The sequence below is a fragment of the Streptomyces sp. NPDC013457 genome (assembly GCF_043089925.1).
Lineage (GTDB): Bacteria > Actinomycetota > Actinomycetes > Streptomycetales > Streptomycetaceae > Streptomyces.
Genome location: NZ_JBICBL010000008.1, coordinates 456,781 through 470,197, shown reverse-complemented (window position 1 = coordinate 470,197; position 13,417 = coordinate 456,781). Strand labels below are relative to the sequence as shown.

Sequence of the window (13,417 nt, the reverse complement as noted above, 5' to 3'; positions counted from 1 at the left end):
AGGCGAAGGAGTCCGTCCAGGTGGTGGACGTGGCCCAGCTGCTGCTCGACTCGGTGAAGACGAAGCCGGAGGACGTCGAGCCGGACGCCCCGGAGTCGGGTTCGGACTCGGATGCGGAGTCGGAGTCGGTCTCGGCCGAGTAGCGTCCGGCCGAGTAGCCGGTACGAACGAGGGAGCCGCCCCGCGCGAGATGCGCGGGGCGGCTTTCGTACGTGCGGCTGCGCGCTCTCAGTCCTGGCGGGGTGAACGGCGGTGATGGAGGGCGAACCCGAGCCCGGCGGCCCCGAGGGCGGCGAGACCGCCACCGGCTCCTATGAGGGTGGCCTCGTGGGCGGAGCCGGCGACCTTCTCGGCACCGGCTTTGACGGCGCCCTGGGGGACGTCGGCCCGGGGGACGTCGATCCGGGGGACGTCGATCCGGGGGACGTCGGTCCGCGCGGCCGACGGCGGCGCCACGACGGTGGTCGACCTCGTCGTGTGCTTCTCGGCGCGGTACTTCTCGACCAGCTTGCCGCGGAAGTCGTAGACCCAGCTGTTGCCGCCCTGCTTCGGGGTGTCGACGACGACGAACCGGTACTCCCCCTTGCCCACGACGACGAGCCTGTAGCTCCAGCCGCCGTGGTGGGCGGTGGCGTGCTTCGGGTCGAGCGTGGCGAGGCGCCGGCCGTCGGGCTGGGAGATCACGACGCGCGGCCCGTGAGAGCCCTTGACGAGCTTGGCGATGCGCCCGTCGGGCGTGGTGAGGGTGACGGAGGAGGCGGCCTTCCTCTGGACCTTCTTGTCGGGGACGGGCCTGGGCTTCGGCTTGGGCTCGGGCTTGGGCTCGGGCTTCGGCGCGGGCTTGTCGCCCTCGGTCCAGGAGGCGACGCTCCCGTCGGGCTGCAGGACGACGTGCAGGCCGTTGTTCTGCCCGTAGGCGGGGGATCCGGTGGTGGCGAGGGTGTCGATCAGCGTGCCGCCGGCCCAGATCTCGGCGGAGTACCGGTCCGTCCCCGTCTGGTAGACCTTGGCGACCGAACCGTCCGCGAGCCGGTACGACTGGATGAAGGCGCGCTCGACGGGCGGGCCCGTCCGAGGCTGCCGCTGCTCGTCGGGGAGGACCTCCGGCTGGTCGGGCTCCGCACCCTGGCCCGCCGTCGGCACGGGCGCCGGGACGGGCGCCGGGGCCGGGTGGTCGGCGGCGAAGGCGCCGGCGGTCGGGACGGCGAGGGCGGCGATGGTGCCGGTGGCGATCGCGGCGGTACGGATGGTGCGACGGGTGACGCGCATGGAAAGTACCTCGTGATGTCGGTTTCGTGCGTTTCGTCCTTCGACGCCCGTAAAGCTACGGATGGGACGTATAGGCGAAACATCAGCCTTGTAACAGTGGGCCGAGGGCCGGACACCGACCTTGTAAAGCCCTCAGGGGCCCCCTAGGGGATGTCACAGCTCAGTGGCAAAGGAGCGCCCACACAGCGGAAACGGGTACGTTCAAGGCGTGGCTGGATTCAGGAACGGACGCGGCCGGGACAACCGCCCCCCGCAACAACAACCGCAGCAGGCGCCGTACGGATACCCCGCGGCCCCGCCGCCCCACCCGCAGCAGCAGTGGGGCCGGCAGGCCCCGCAGGGCGGCGGGTACGGCGAGCCGGAGTACTTCGGGGACCCGCACGGAGCGCAGCAGCATCAGCAGCAGCACTACGCGGCGAACACACCGGGGCACACGCAGATGTTCAGCGTGAACGAGGACCCCTACGGCGACGCGGCGATGTACCACGCCGGCGCGGCCCCCGTCACGACGGGCCCGCGGCTGCCGTGGAAGGCCCTGCTGAGCGGCATCGTGCTGCGACCGGCGCCGACGTTCCTGCAGATGCGGGACCACGCGGTGTGGGGACCGGCACTGGTCGTCACGTTCCTCTACGGCCTGCTGGCGATCTTCGGCTTCGACCAGGCGCGCGACGAGGCGATCGGCGCGACGCTCTCGACGGCGATCCCGTACGTGCTGATGACGGGCGCCGGCTTCGTCGTCGGCGGCCTGATCCTGGGGGCGGTCACGCACACCCTCGCGCGCCAGCTGGGCGGCGACGGCAGCTGGCAGCCGACCGTGGGCCTGTCGATGCTGATCATGTCGATCACGGACGCGCCCCGACTGCTCTTCGCGATGTTCCTGGGCGGCGAGAACAGCCTGGTCCAGGTCCTCGGCTGGGTCACCTGGCTGGCGGCGGGCGCGCTGTTCACGCTGATGGTGAGCCGCTCGCACGACCTGCCGTGGCCGAAGGCGCTGGGCGCGTCGGCGATCCAGCTGATCGCGCTGCTCTCGATCATCAAGCTGGGCACGCTGTAGAACACAGAAGGGAGGGCCCCCGCCGCAACCGGCGGGGGCCCTCCCTCGTTCCGTGCCAGGCTCTCGGCCTCTTCGCCTCAGGCGTCGAGGACCTGGCCCTCGCGCCGCACGACGGGCGGCTCGACGGACCAGGGGAAGTTGATCCACTCGTCGGTCTTCTTCCACACGTACTCGCACTTCACGAGGGAGTGCGACTTCTCGTAGATGACGGCGGAGCGGACCTCGGCGACGTGGTCGACGCAGAAGTCGTGGACGAGCTTGAGCGTCTTGCCGGTGTCGGCGACGTCGTCGGCGATCAGCACCTTCTTGTCGCTGAAGTCGATGGCGTTGGGGACGGGCGCGAGCATGACGGGCATCTCGAGCGTCGTTCCGACGCCCGTGTAGAACTCCACGTTGACGAGGTGGATGTTCTTGCAGTCGAGGGCGTACGCCAGGCCGCCGGCGACGAAGACGCCGCCGCGCGCGATGGAGAGCACGACGTCGGGCTCGTAACCGTCGTCGGCGATGGTCTGGGCGAGCTCGCGGATGGCGCGGCCGAAGCCCTCGTAGGTGAGGTTCTCCCGTACGTCACTCATAGCTGTCACACCTGGGTCCGATGGAAGTTCATGTACGAGCGCGAGGCCGTCGGCCCCCGCTGCCCCTGGTAGCGCGAGCCGTACCGCTCGCTGCCGTACGGGAACTCGGCGGGCGAGCTGAGGCGGAACATGCACAGCTGCCCGATCTTCATCCCCGGCCAGAGCTTGATCGGCAGGGTGGCGAGGTTCGACAGCTCCAGGGTCACGTGCCCGGAGAACCCGGGGTCGATGAACCCGGCGGTGGAGTGGGTGACGAGCCCGAGCCGCCCGAGCGAGCTCTTCCCCTCCAGCCGTGAGGCGATGTCGTCGGGGAGGGTGATGACCTCGTACGTCGAGGCGAGCACGAACTCACCGGGGTGGAGGATGAACGCCTCGTCGCCCTCGGGCTCGACCTCGCGCGTCAGATCGAGCTGCTCGACGGCGGGGTCGATGTGGGGGTAGCGGTGGTTCTCGAACACCCGGAAGAAGCGGTCAAGCCTCACGTCGATGCTCGAGGGCTGCACCATGGATTCGTCGTACGGGTCGATGCGCACCCGTCCGGCATCGATCTCGGCCCGGATGTCCTTGTCTGAGAGAAGCACGCCCCCACGATACGCAGAGGGCGCGGACCTGCCCCAATCGGGAACCCGCCGCGCCCCGCGCCGGTCAGCGCCGCTCGAGCTCCACGGGCACCGCATGCCGCAGCCGCGCACAGCGCGGACACCGGATAAGCCGCCCTGGCCCGATCCGCCCGGCACCGAGCTGCTGCAGCGGGAACGAAGCGGTACTGAACACATGCCCTTCGGCACAACGAACGACGGTGCGCTCCATCGAACCCATCAAGTCCCTTCCCCGACAAGTGGTGGACGAGAGAGCCACATTAGAGGGGGACAGCACCCGCCTCCAGGCGCCGCTCCGTCACAGGGAGGTACGCCTCGACTTCGCGATGGGGTACAGTGTCCGAGTCTGCGGTACCGATCAACGAACCGCCAGGCGGATGTAGTTTAATGGTAGAACATGAGCTTCCCAAGCTTATAGCGCGGGTTCGATTCCCGTCATCCGCTCTTGAGAGAAGGCCCAGGTCAGCGACCTGGGCCTTCTTCGTCGTCTAGACCTCTCGACCCTCGTCAGTCATGTGGTCAGTCTGACGGCCCCAAGAGGCCTCACCCAGTGGATGATCGCACCAGGTCACGGAGACGGGATCTGCGATCCGTCCGAGCCTCTGACCTCGCACATCACAGCACGCGGCGAGCGTTGCGGCACATCTACCCGGGGTGGGGTGGCGAGCTGCGCGGGGTCACCAGGCCGGCTTCGTAGGCGAGGATCACGAGCTGGGCGCGGTCGCGGGCGTGGAGCTTGGCCATGGCCCGGTTGACGTGGGTCTTCGCAGTCAGCGGGCTGATCACCATGCGAGCCGCGATCTCGTCATTGGACAGGCCGTGCGCAACCAGGACGACGGCCTCCCGTTCTCGGCTGGTCAGTTCTTCCAGCCCCGGCCCCGTGTCGGTGGGGAGCGGCTGGGTGACGTACCGGTTGATCAGTTTGCGGGTGATCGAGGGTGCGAGGAGGGCGTCGCCGCGCGCGGCCACGCGTACGGCGTGCAGGAAGTCCTCCGGCACGATGTCTTTGACGAGGAATCCGGCGGCGCCGGCGGACAGGGCGTTGAAGACGTGTTCGTCCAGGCCGTAGTTGGTGAGGATGACGACGTGGACGCCGGTCAGGGCCGGGTCGGCCGCGATGCGCCGGGTCGTCTCGATGCCGTCGAGGACCGGCATCTGGATATCGACGAGTGCGATGTCGGGCAGGTGCTCTCTGGCGAGCGCCAGGCCCTCCTGGCCGTTGGCGGCCTCGGCCACGACCTCGATGTCGTCTTCGAGGTCGAGGAGCGCGCGGAAGCCGCTGCGGATGAGCGGCTGGTCGTCGACCAGCAGGACACGGATCACGATGCTCGTTCCACGGGGAGTTCGGCCCGGACGGTGAAGCCGCCTTCGTCGCGCGGTGCCGCCCGGAGGCGACCGCCGAGGGCGGTGACGCGTTCGCGCATCCCGAGCAGTCCGATGCCGGGCACGGGGTCGGTGTCCGGCGCGGCCTTGCCGTTGTCGTCGACCTGGAGGGCGACGGCGTCCGGACGGTAGTCGATGTGGACCGATGCCGTGGTCGCGTCCGCGTGACGGGCGATGTTGGTGAGCGACTCCTGGACGATCCGGTAGACGGTCCGACCCACCGCGGCCGGCACGTCATGCGGCTGGCCCTGGGTCGTCAGGGTCGCCTGCAGACCGGTCTTGCCGTGCCGTTCCACCAGTTCGGGGATGTGGTCGAGGCCGTGCGGTGGGCTGGTGTCGTCGTCGCGCAGCGCCTCCAGGGTGGCGCGGAGTTCCCGGGACGCTTCCCGGCCGGCCTCCCGTATCGCCAGCAGGGTCTCCGGGACCGGTTCGCCGCGCTTGCGGGCCACATGGACGGCGACTTCGGACTGCACCTTGATGACCGAGATCTGATGGGTGAGCGAATCGTGCAGCTCTCGCGCGATGTGCAGCCTTTCCTCGTCGGCACGTCGTCGCGCGCTCTCCTCGCGGGTGCGTTCGGCTTCGTCGGCTCGCTGCTCGGCCTGCCGGAGAGCTTCACCGGCGGCGCCGGCGGCGATGAGCCAGGCGATTTGGAGGGCGCCCCGGGCCTGCGCGAACGCCTCGCCCTTGTCGTGCAGGCCCGATATCAGGGCCGCGAGGGGGAGGGAGGCCAGCACGGCCACGCTGGTCACCACCGTGATGAGGCGGTGGCCCGCCCGCATCGCCGCGTACACCGCGAAGAGGAACGCGACGGCCGCCACGTCGAACCCCGCCGCTTGATACCCCACCGCACACAGCCCGGTGACGGCGAGGACGGGAACAGGAGCCCGCCGTCCGGCGGCGAGAGCCAGGCCGCCCACCGCCAGCAACACGTATCCGAGCAGGTCGAGTCCTGTGGCGGAGTGCTGCCCGGACAGCCCGGTGACCAGCAGCGCTGCCGCCACGCCTATGGCCATCAGCCAGTCTCTGACACCGGCCCGGACGCGGAACGGTCCTTTACTCATGGGCGCACCGTAGCCCGGGGCAGCCGCAGTCGAATCCCGCTGGCGGACGAGCACCCTGCTACCACGCACGCAGTAGCTCCGCAGCACGTGCCGCGTCCGTGGTAGCGCGAAGTGCCTGCGCCTGCTGGACGACCGGCGAGGGGCCCGGCCGACATGCTCGAAGCGCATCCAGTCGTGGGAAGAGAAGGAGCACCCCTGATGTCCGCTCGTCACCTGTTCGCCGCCTCCGCGACCGCCCTGCTCGGCGGGCTCGGTATTGCCCTTGCCACACCAGTGGCAGCGCACGCCTCGGTCCAGCCTGTCGCCGCGGGCGTCACCGACTTCAGCCTCGGGAGGCTCGGAGCCACCACCGGCGGGCTGCTGGGGCTGGCTGCCGTGGTCATCGCCGTACTGGCGCTGGCCCGTCCCGCCGGTCGTCTCGGCATTGCCAACGGGTCGCTCGGGGCCACGGCGGCGATAGTGGCGGGGCTGATCGCCATGGCTCTCGGCGGGCTGGTCGCGGCCACCGCTCACGGTGGACTCGGCACCGGCAACGGGCTTGGCGGCGCCTACGTGGCTCTGCTGCTCGGGCTGGCCGGCACCGCCCTGGGCGGGCGGGCTCTGACCCGCTCCCGCCGCACCCGTTGACCGCCCGGGATACGTGTTCGCGACGGTCACGCGCTGCGGGATCGGCGCCGCCGACCACAAGTCGGCGCGGTGCGGCACGGACCGTCGACACCCTCCTCGCCCACGCTCAGGCCATGGACGGGTGGCGGCGGTGGGGCGGCCGGCCAGGGGGCGGCCGCGATGATCAGGAGGGCAAGCGTGCTGAGCACGGAGCCGGCGGTCATCACGGCACGCGGTCCTCGGCGGTCGAGGATCCGGCCGATGGGGATGCCCGCCACGGCGGAGACGAGCAGGGCGCCGGAGAAGGCCGCGGTGGTGGCGGCCGGGGACCAGCCGGTGTCGGTGGTGATCCGGGAGCCCAGGACGGGGAAGGCGTAGGAGACGATTCCCCAGCTGGTGATCTGCGTCAGGCACAGGGCGGGCAGGGCGGCGCGTGGCCGCGACCGGACCCCCGTTCCGGTCGCGGCCACGCTGGCCTGTGTGTTGGGCACGGTGGTCAGCAGCCGCCGGAGACGGTGGCGGGGGCTCCGATGGCGAGGGTGGCCGGGGCGGCGCAGCAGCCGCCGCCGGTCTCTTCGGCGGCCTCGGGCTGGTCGAAGAGACCGGCGCCGCCGCACACTCCGGTCTCGGGGAGGGTGAGTTCGACGCGCTCGGCTGCTTCCTGGTCGCCGGCCAGGTGGGCGGCGATGGAGCGGACCTGCTCGTAGCCGGTCATGGCGAGAAAGGTCGGGGCTCGGCCGTAGGACTTCATGCCGGCGAGGTAGACGTCCTTCTCCGGGTGGGAGAGCTCGGCCGCGCCGTGAGGATAGACGGTGCCGCAGGAGTGCTGGTTGGGGTCGATGAGCGGCGCCAGCTCGACCGGGGCCTGGAGGCGCTCGTCGAGGCCGAGGCGGAGTTCGTCCAGGAAGGTGAGGTCGGGGCGGAAGCCGGTGAGGACGATGACCTCGTCGACCGGGTCCAGGCGGCGGCCGTCCTCGCCGACCAGGACCAGCCGGGCGTCCCCGTCGCGCTCGATGGCATCGGTGCGGAAACCGGTGACCGCATCGGCGTACCCGCCGTCGACCGCGGCCTTCGCCGCGAGGCCGAGAGCGCCGCGAGCGGGCAACTGGTCGGCTTCGCCGCCGCCGAAGGTGGAGCCGCTGATCCCGCGACGGAGGATCCAGGTGGCGTGCGTCCCGGTGCCGTCCTCGTCGTTCCTGGCGAGGTCGGCGAGGTAGGCCAGAGCCGTGAAGGCGGAGGCGCCCGAGCCGATGACGGCGGTGCGCTTGCCGGCGTACCGGGCCCGGACAGCCTGGTCCTTGAGGTCGGGGACGCGGTAGCTGATGCGGTCAGCCGCGCTCTTCTCGCCGAGGGCGTGCAGGCCGCTGCCGCCGGCCGGGCTGGGGGTGGACCAGGTGCCGGAGGCGTCGATGACGGCGCGGGCGAAGATCCGCTCCTCGCGGCCCTCGGGGCTGGTGAGGTGGACGACGAAGGGCTGGGTCTCGCGGTCGGCGTCGACGATGCGGTCGCGGCCGGTGCGCGAGACACCGGTGACGGTCGCGTTGTAGCGGACGCGGTCGCCGAGTACGTCTGCCAGGGGCTGGAGGTAGAGCTCGGCCCAGTCGCCGCCGGACGGGTAGGTGGCACCGTCCGGCTTCACCCAGCCGGTAGGGGCGAGGAGCTTCTCGGCCTCGGGGTCGACGACCTCTGACCAGGTGGAGAAGAGGCGTATGTGCGACCAGTCGCGCACGGCGGACGCGGCGGCCGGTCCGGCCTCCAGGACCAGGGGTTCGATGCCCCGCTCGATGAGGCGGGCGGCCGCGGCGAGTCCGATCGGGCCGGCGCCGATCACAACGACGGGCAGGGCTTCGGTGGATGCGTTCACGGCGGGCTCCCCAATTGATTCGACGTCTGTCGATGTCCTGACGCCTCCAGAGTGACCCCTGGATCGATGTTCGTCAACATAGACATCCGTCGAAGTTTTTCGGATGATGGGGGCATGACTACGAAGGTGTTGCCGCTGCTGGAGCCGGAGACCGTGGTCGCGTGCTGCCCGCCTCTGTCGGAGCGCCCGCTGACGGCCGAGGAGGCCGAGCGGACCGCGGTCATGTTCAAGGCCCTGGGCGACCCGGTACGCCTGCGCCTGTTCTCGCTGGTCGCCTCGCACGAGGGCGGCGAGGCATGCGTGTGCGACATCTCGGATGTGGGTGTGTCCCAGCCGACGGTCTCCCATCACCTGAAGAAGCTGCGGGAAGCGGGGCTGCTGTCCTCCGAGCGGCGCGGCACCTGGGTGTACTACCGGGTGGAGCCCGCGGTGCTCGCCGCGATGGGCCAGCTCCTGACCCGCGCGGCCTCCGCATGACCATCACGATCGCGTCGCTGACCGAAGTGCATGCCGATGAGGTCCTGGCGATCTACCAGGCGGGGATCGACGAGGGCAACGCCACCTTCGAGACCACCGCCCCCACCTGGCAGGCGTTCGACGCGGGCAAGCCGGCGGAGCACCGCTTCGCCGCCGTCGACGAGGACGGCAAGGTCCTGGGCTGGGTCGCGGCGAGCGCGGTCTCGGACCGGTGCGCTTACGCGGGCGTGGTCGAGCACTCCGTCTACGTCCACCCCGCCGCCCGAGGGCAAGGAGTCGCCATGCAGCTCCTTACCGCCCTGATCGGCTCGACGGAGGCCGCAGGGATCTGGACGATCCAGTCCGGCATCTTCCCCGAGAACCGCGCCAGCCTCGCCCTCCACCAGAGGGCGGGCTTCCGGATCATCGGCACCCGCGAGCGCATCGGCCGCCACCACGGCGTGTGGCGCGACGTGGTCCTGCTGGAGCGCCGCAGCCCCGCCATCACCTGACGGCACTGCGTTCTTCGGCGGCGATCTGGGCGCCGGAGTTGCCACCGCCGACCACGATCACCCGCTGGCCTGCGAACTCGGGGGGCTCTTGTACTGCACCGTGTGGAGCTGGCGGCCGGAGAACTCCCGGCGACCGGGGACGGCGGGGACGACGTGCTCGACGCCCAGGCGGCGCAGGTGGTAGCCGGCGGCGAGCCCCGCTCGGCCGCCGCCGATCACCACCACGTCCGTGCTGCACGTCATGCCGCGGGCTGCTCCGTGTCGCTCTTGCCGCGCATGAAGATGACCGCCACGAGCGCCAGCCCCACGACCGCGCCGACCAGTTGCATGCCGACGAACGCCGGGACCGAGGCGGGGGCGATGCCCGCGAACGTGTCGGTGAAGGCGCGGCCGATGGTCACCGCCGGGTTGGCGAAGGACGTGGAGGAGGTGAACCAGTACGCGGCGCCGATGTACGAGGCGACCGCGACGGGCGCGAAGCGCAGCCGGTCGGTACGGGCCAGGCCGAAGATCAGCAGGATCAGGCCGGCGGTCGCGACGACCTCACCGAGGAGGAGGTTTCCGGCGGAGCGGTCGTGCGTGGACCACTTCACCAGCGGCTCGCCGAACATGGCATCCGCGAGGATCGCGCCCGCGACGGCGCCGACGATCTGCGAAGGCACGTACACCGTCAGCTCGCGGGCGGTGACGCCACCACCGCCCCGGCGGGCGGTCCACCACTCGGCCAGGGTGACGGCCGGGTTGAAGTGCGCGCCGGAGACCGGACCGAGCAGGGCGATCAGCACGCCGAGGCCGAACACGGTGGCGGTGGAGTTGGCCAGCAGCTGCAGCGCCACGTCCTGGGTGAGCTCGGTGGCCTGGATGCCGGAGCCGACGACGACCGCGACCAGGGCCGCGGTGCCGACGAGCTCGGCGGCGGCGCGGGCGATCAGTGGGGTGCGGGGCGGGGTCGCGCCGGGTGCGGGCTGGGGCACGTCGGCGGCTATGTCGCTCTCCGCCGCGGGGGCGGCGCCGAGGGGCTCGGTGGCGGTCAAGTTAGGATCTCCTCGGGCAGGTGAGGCAGGCAGCGGGCTACGGGCAGGACCGCTTGAGGTTCGCTTCGGCGGTGGCACGCGCGGTCGTGGCGAGGTCGGCGAACTGACCGGCGAGGACTTCGATGACTTCCGGGCGCAGGCGGTAGTAGATGTACCTCCCGCATGGCTCCGTATCCACGACCCCAGCCTCGCGCAGCACCTTCAGGTGGTTGGAGAGGTTCGTCTGCTTGGCACCCGTCTCTTCCACGAGGTGGGTGGTGCACAGCGTCTCGCGGGCGAGCAGGGTCACGATCTGGAGCCTGAGCGGGTCGGCCAGAACCCGGATCAGGTCAGTGTCGACTGACGTCATCATGTACTGATACTTTCACATCAGCGGCCGCTGACACCAGCTCCGGCTGACGCCCTGCCGCCCGCGCTTCCCGCCTGCCCGAGAAGGGGCCCCGCATGACCTCCGCCAAGCCCTCCGTGCTGTTCGTCTGCGTCCACAACGCCGGCCGCTCCCAGATGGCCGCCGCCTGGCTGACCCACCTGGCCGGAGACCGCGTCGAGGTCCGATCCGCCGGATCCGCCCCGGCCGACTCGGTGAACCCGGCCGCGATCGAGGCCATGCGCGAGGTCGGCATCGACATGTCCGCCGAGACCCCCAAGATCCTCACCGTCGACGCCGTGAAGGCCTCGGATGTGTGCATCACCATGGGCTGTGGCGACGCCTGCCCCGTCTTCCCGGGTAAGCGCTACCTCGACTGGAAGCTCGAAGACCCCGCCGGCCAGGGCGTCGAGGCCGTCCGCCCGATCCGCGACGAGATCAAGAAGCTGGTCGAGGGCCTGATCGCGGAGATCGCCCCCGCCCCGTCCGCCTGACCGCTTGCGGGCGCAATCCCCGATGTCGGCGACCCGGATGACGCTCGTTCCCGCAGAGCGGGATTTCGGTCTGCCCGTCTACCCGAGTCCACCGAGACGGAGGGCGTCCCTTGTCCCGCCGAGCTTCGCGGTCGTCGCCGGGGTCCGTTCCCTCGCCTGTTCGGCGAGTCGGACGGCATCCTCGATCTCGCCGAGCTTCGCGGAGGACAGGACACCCGCCTGCTCGATCAGGTCGTCCCGGGACACGGTGGTCAGCCACCTGCAGGGGGTGAAACCCGGACGCGGAAAAGCGAACCGCAGCTCGCCTTCGTAGGGCAGTCCCTCCAAGGCGCCCACGGCCACTTCGACGCCCAGGCCGCCGATGTCGACGCCCGCCGGGGCGACGACCTGCAGCAGCCGGAGCCCGGACGCGCCGTCTCCCGACAGCAGTACGACCGGCCGTCGCTCGTCGAACTCGACCCACCAGATTTCACCGCGTTGCACAAGTCCTCCTGGTGCAGGACGGGGGTGGTCATGCCGGACAGGCGCGGAAGTCAGCCCAGGGCGAGCCAGCGGATGCCGAGCTGTTCGACCTGCGCGGCCTCCGCCTCGTTCAGTGGCTCCCGGCCAGTGGCCTTGCGCAGGAAGTGCGGACGGTCCCACTCCAGCCTGTCGGCCGCCGTGGCGTGCTCCGGGCCGAGGAGCAGCTCCGTCACGGCGTCACCGGCCGCCGGGGTGAGCCATGCCTCGCGTCCGAGTGCGTCGGCCATGTCGAGGCCGTGGACGGCGACTTCCACGACGCGGGTGAGGAGGAACTCCGACAGGAGCATGGCATCGCCATGACGTGTACGCACGGTCCGACCGGCCGGCTGGACCGTGCACAGCCGGTCGACCCGCCGCCAGGTCGCGGCGAAGTCCTCGGCGAAAGCGGCGCCGTTGGCCGGTGCCGCCGCGCGGTGCTGGGCCAGGGCGATGCGCTTGCCGTTGGTCCGGGGTGAGAAGCGGTCGTCCGGGCGGTAGTACTCCACCGCGGAGATCTCCGCCTCGCCGGGCGCCGGGGCGTCCAGCATGGCCGGAACCCAGTCGATCACCACGCACACGTGCCCGAGCAGGTCGCGTACGGTCCAAGGAGTGCAGCGTGTCGGGAGGTTCCGCTCGGCCTCGGACAGTCCGGCCAGGGCGGCGGTGAGGGCCCCGCATTCCAGCCGGAAGGCTTCGAGCACCTGGTCATGGTCCACTACGCGCCGCACCCCGTCCGTTCGCCGTCCCGCGCTCACTTCGCCGTCCCGCCGGTCCGCTTCGCGCGGAACACGACTTCTCGCTTCGCGCCTCTCAGATCATCGACACGCGTGCCGAAGCGGTCCCGGTTGCAGACCGCTGGAAAGAGATCGCCAGGCAGCGACCTACCAAGCGGCAGTGCTGCTCTTTCCCTCCGATTCGACACCCCGCCCGACCCCGCGCCCGTCGGAACGGTCCGGCTCGATCCCGCTCTCATCCCTGACGTCTACGCGGTCGTGAAGATCCGGTCCAGGTGGTGACCGAGCACCGCGACGGCCGACTCCGGACTCCGCTGGCCCACCAGGATGCTGGTGCCCATGGTCGCCGCCATCGCGAGCAGGCTGATCGCCTCCGTGCGCGCGTCGACGCCCGGATCGGCCAGGCCGGCCTCCTGCGCCTGCTCCAGGATCCCGGTCAGGGCGTTCTCCGCGGCGTCGGGGTTGTCGATGAAGGGCTGGGCGGCCAGCGCCTCATCGGTCACCGACAGGATCGCGTAGGAGCTGTACAGCAGGTGGAACGTGCGGCTCTCCTCGTCGGTCGGCAGCGAGGCCGACAGCAGCGCCTCCACCGTGGTGCGCGGGCCCGGGTCCGGGCCGGCGGCGGCCAGTCGGGCGCCCACCCTCGCGGTGAAACGGTCGGTCAGGTGCCGGAGGCCGTAGAAGAGCAGCTTCTCCTTGGTCTCGAAGTAGTACTGCACGAGCCGGAGCGACACACCGGCCTCCGCGGCCACGTCCCGCATGCCGACGGCGTGCAGCCCTCGCCGCCCCGCGACCTGGACGAGCGCCTCGGCGATCTGGGCGCGCCGCTCCTCGTGATCCACACGCTTCGGCATGTTCCCGTGTCTCCGCCCGTCGGTGGTGGGTTCGCGGTCCGCTCCCCGAAC

Annotated in this window: 16 protein-coding genes, 1 tRNA gene and 2 pseudogenes; 6 read left to right on the top strand and 13 right to left on the bottom strand. The window is 70.9% G+C overall.

Translation table 11 applies throughout. From position 1 onward, the window contains the following. Positions 1 to 228: 228 nt before the first annotated feature. Complete coding sequence (locus ACF1G2_RS24045) at positions 229 to 1,269, bottom strand: hypothetical protein (protein WP_391800205.1); 1,041 nt, start codon at positions 1,267 to 1,269, stop codon at positions 229 to 231. 208 nt (positions 1,270 to 1,477) lie between these two features. Between ACF1G2_RS24045 and ACF1G2_RS24040 the strand changes: the two genes are divergently transcribed. Beyond that, complete coding sequence (locus ACF1G2_RS24040) at positions 1,478 to 2,323, top strand: Yip1 family protein (RefSeq protein WP_391800204.1); 846 nt, start codon at positions 1,478 to 1,480, stop codon at positions 2,321 to 2,323. 77 nt (positions 2,324 to 2,400) lie between these two features. Here the strand turns inward: ACF1G2_RS24040 and ACF1G2_RS24035 are convergent, their stop codons facing one another. Both ACF1G2_RS24035 and dcd read right to left on the bottom strand, forming a co-directional pair. Next, complete coding sequence (locus tag ACF1G2_RS24035) at positions 2,401 to 2,898, bottom strand: phosphoribosyltransferase (protein ID WP_361669786.1); 498 nt, start codon at positions 2,896 to 2,898, stop codon at positions 2,401 to 2,403. A gap of 5 nt (positions 2,899 to 2,903) precedes the next feature. Then, on the bottom strand, positions 2,904 to 3,479 hold the full coding sequence (gene dcd, locus ACF1G2_RS24030) for a dCTP deaminase (protein ID WP_030690788.1): 576 nt from the start codon (positions 3,477 to 3,479) through the stop codon (positions 2,904 to 2,906). A gap of 391 nt (positions 3,480 to 3,870) precedes the next feature. Here dcd and ACF1G2_RS24025 point away from each other — a divergent pair. Beyond that, positions 3,871 to 3,941: transfer RNA gene (locus ACF1G2_RS24025), tRNA-Gly, on the top strand. A 201-nt stretch (positions 3,942 to 4,142) separates the two neighbouring features. Here the strand turns inward: ACF1G2_RS24025 and ACF1G2_RS24020 are convergent. Both ACF1G2_RS24020 and ACF1G2_RS24015 read right to left on the bottom strand, forming a co-directional pair. Then, positions 4,143 to 4,820, bottom strand: coding sequence for a response regulator (locus ACF1G2_RS24020; RefSeq protein ID WP_391800203.1), 678 nt, complete (start codon positions 4,818 to 4,820; stop codon positions 4,143 to 4,145). After that, positions 4,817 to 5,944: a sensor histidine kinase gene (locus ACF1G2_RS24015; RefSeq protein ID WP_391800202.1), complete on the bottom strand. Its 1,128-nt coding sequence runs from the start codon at positions 5,942 to 5,944 to the stop codon at positions 4,817 to 4,819. Before ACF1G2_RS24015 ends, ACF1G2_RS24020 begins: the two co-directional genes overlap by 4 nt. A gap of 198 nt (positions 5,945 to 6,142) precedes the next feature. Between ACF1G2_RS24015 and ACF1G2_RS24010 the strand changes: the two genes are divergently transcribed. Continuing rightward, a complete protein-coding gene (locus tag ACF1G2_RS24010; protein WP_391800201.1) occupies positions 6,143 to 6,571 on the top strand; it encodes a DUF6223 family protein in 429 nt (142 codons plus the stop codon). Between the two features lie 146 nt (positions 6,572 to 6,717). Here ACF1G2_RS24010 and ACF1G2_RS24005 read toward each other — a convergent pair. Together ACF1G2_RS24005 and ACF1G2_RS24000 are read right to left on the bottom strand one after the other, a co-directional pair. Next, positions 6,718 to 7,041, bottom strand: a pseudogene (locus tag ACF1G2_RS24005) (MFS transporter); the annotation flags it as partial. Between the two features lie 5 nt (positions 7,042 to 7,046). Further along, complete coding sequence (locus ACF1G2_RS24000; protein ID WP_391800200.1) at positions 7,047 to 8,414, bottom strand: NAD(P)-binding domain-containing protein; 1,368 nt, start codon at positions 8,412 to 8,414, stop codon at positions 7,047 to 7,049. Between the two features lie 114 nt (positions 8,415 to 8,528). On the opposite strand from ACF1G2_RS24000, the gene ACF1G2_RS23995 reads away from it, so the two are divergent. Both ACF1G2_RS23995 and ACF1G2_RS23990 read left to right on the top strand, forming a co-directional pair. Continuing rightward, entirely contained in the window at positions 8,529 to 8,891 is a 363-nt protein-coding gene (locus ACF1G2_RS23995; protein ID WP_391800199.1) for an ArsR/SmtB family transcription factor, read from the top strand. Beyond that, positions 8,888 to 9,382, top strand: coding sequence for a GNAT family N-acetyltransferase (locus ACF1G2_RS23990; RefSeq protein ID WP_391800198.1), 495 nt, complete (start codon positions 8,888 to 8,890; stop codon positions 9,380 to 9,382). The genes ACF1G2_RS23995 and ACF1G2_RS23990 overlap by 4 nt, the downstream gene beginning before the upstream one ends. A gap of 13 nt (positions 9,383 to 9,395) precedes the next feature. Here the strand turns inward: ACF1G2_RS23990 and ACF1G2_RS23985 are convergent. The 3 genes and pseudogenes from ACF1G2_RS23985 to ACF1G2_RS23975 all read right to left on the bottom strand — a co-directional run. Then, a pseudogene (locus ACF1G2_RS23985) lies at positions 9,396 to 9,625 on the bottom strand (hypothetical protein); the annotation flags it as partial. After that, positions 9,622 to 10,416 (bottom strand): aquaporin, encoded by a 795-nt coding sequence (locus ACF1G2_RS23980; RefSeq protein WP_391800197.1) that lies wholly within the window; start codon positions 10,414 to 10,416, stop codon positions 9,622 to 9,624. The pseudogene ACF1G2_RS23985 and the gene ACF1G2_RS23980, both read right to left, overlap by 4 nt. Before the next feature lie 37 nt (positions 10,417 to 10,453). Next, the gene (locus ACF1G2_RS23975; RefSeq protein WP_079407384.1) at positions 10,454 to 10,768 is read right to left on the bottom strand and encodes a helix-turn-helix transcriptional regulator; all 315 of its coding nucleotides are present in this window, start codon (positions 10,766 to 10,768) and stop codon (positions 10,454 to 10,456) included. Between the two features lie 92 nt (positions 10,769 to 10,860). Here ACF1G2_RS23975 and ACF1G2_RS23970 point away from each other — a divergent pair, with 92 nt between their 5' ends. After that, positions 10,861 to 11,277 (top strand): arsenate reductase ArsC, encoded by a 417-nt coding sequence (locus tag ACF1G2_RS23970; RefSeq protein ID WP_391800196.1) that lies wholly within the window; start codon positions 10,861 to 10,863, stop codon positions 11,275 to 11,277. A gap of 78 nt (positions 11,278 to 11,355) precedes the next feature. On the opposite strand, the gene ACF1G2_RS23965 is transcribed toward ACF1G2_RS23970, so the two are convergent. The 3 genes from ACF1G2_RS23965 to ACF1G2_RS23955 form a co-directional block, all read right to left on the bottom strand. Beyond that, on the bottom strand, positions 11,356 to 11,760 hold the full coding sequence (locus tag ACF1G2_RS23965) for a type II toxin-antitoxin system PemK/MazF family toxin (RefSeq protein WP_391800195.1): 405 nt from the start codon (positions 11,758 to 11,760) through the stop codon (positions 11,356 to 11,358). A 50-nt stretch (positions 11,761 to 11,810) separates the two neighbouring features. Further along, positions 11,811 to 12,494 carry a maleylpyruvate isomerase family mycothiol-dependent enzyme gene (locus tag ACF1G2_RS23960; RefSeq protein ID WP_391800194.1) on the bottom strand — a complete coding sequence of 228 codons (684 nt, stop codon included), beginning with the start codon at positions 12,492 to 12,494 and terminating at the stop codon, positions 11,811 to 11,813. Positions 12,495 to 12,760: 266 nt separating this feature from the next. Continuing rightward, positions 12,761 to 13,366: a TetR/AcrR family transcriptional regulator gene (locus tag ACF1G2_RS23955; protein WP_391800193.1), complete on the bottom strand. Its 606-nt coding sequence runs from the start codon at positions 13,364 to 13,366 to the stop codon at positions 12,761 to 12,763. Positions 13,367 to 13,417: the final 51 nt, after the last annotated feature.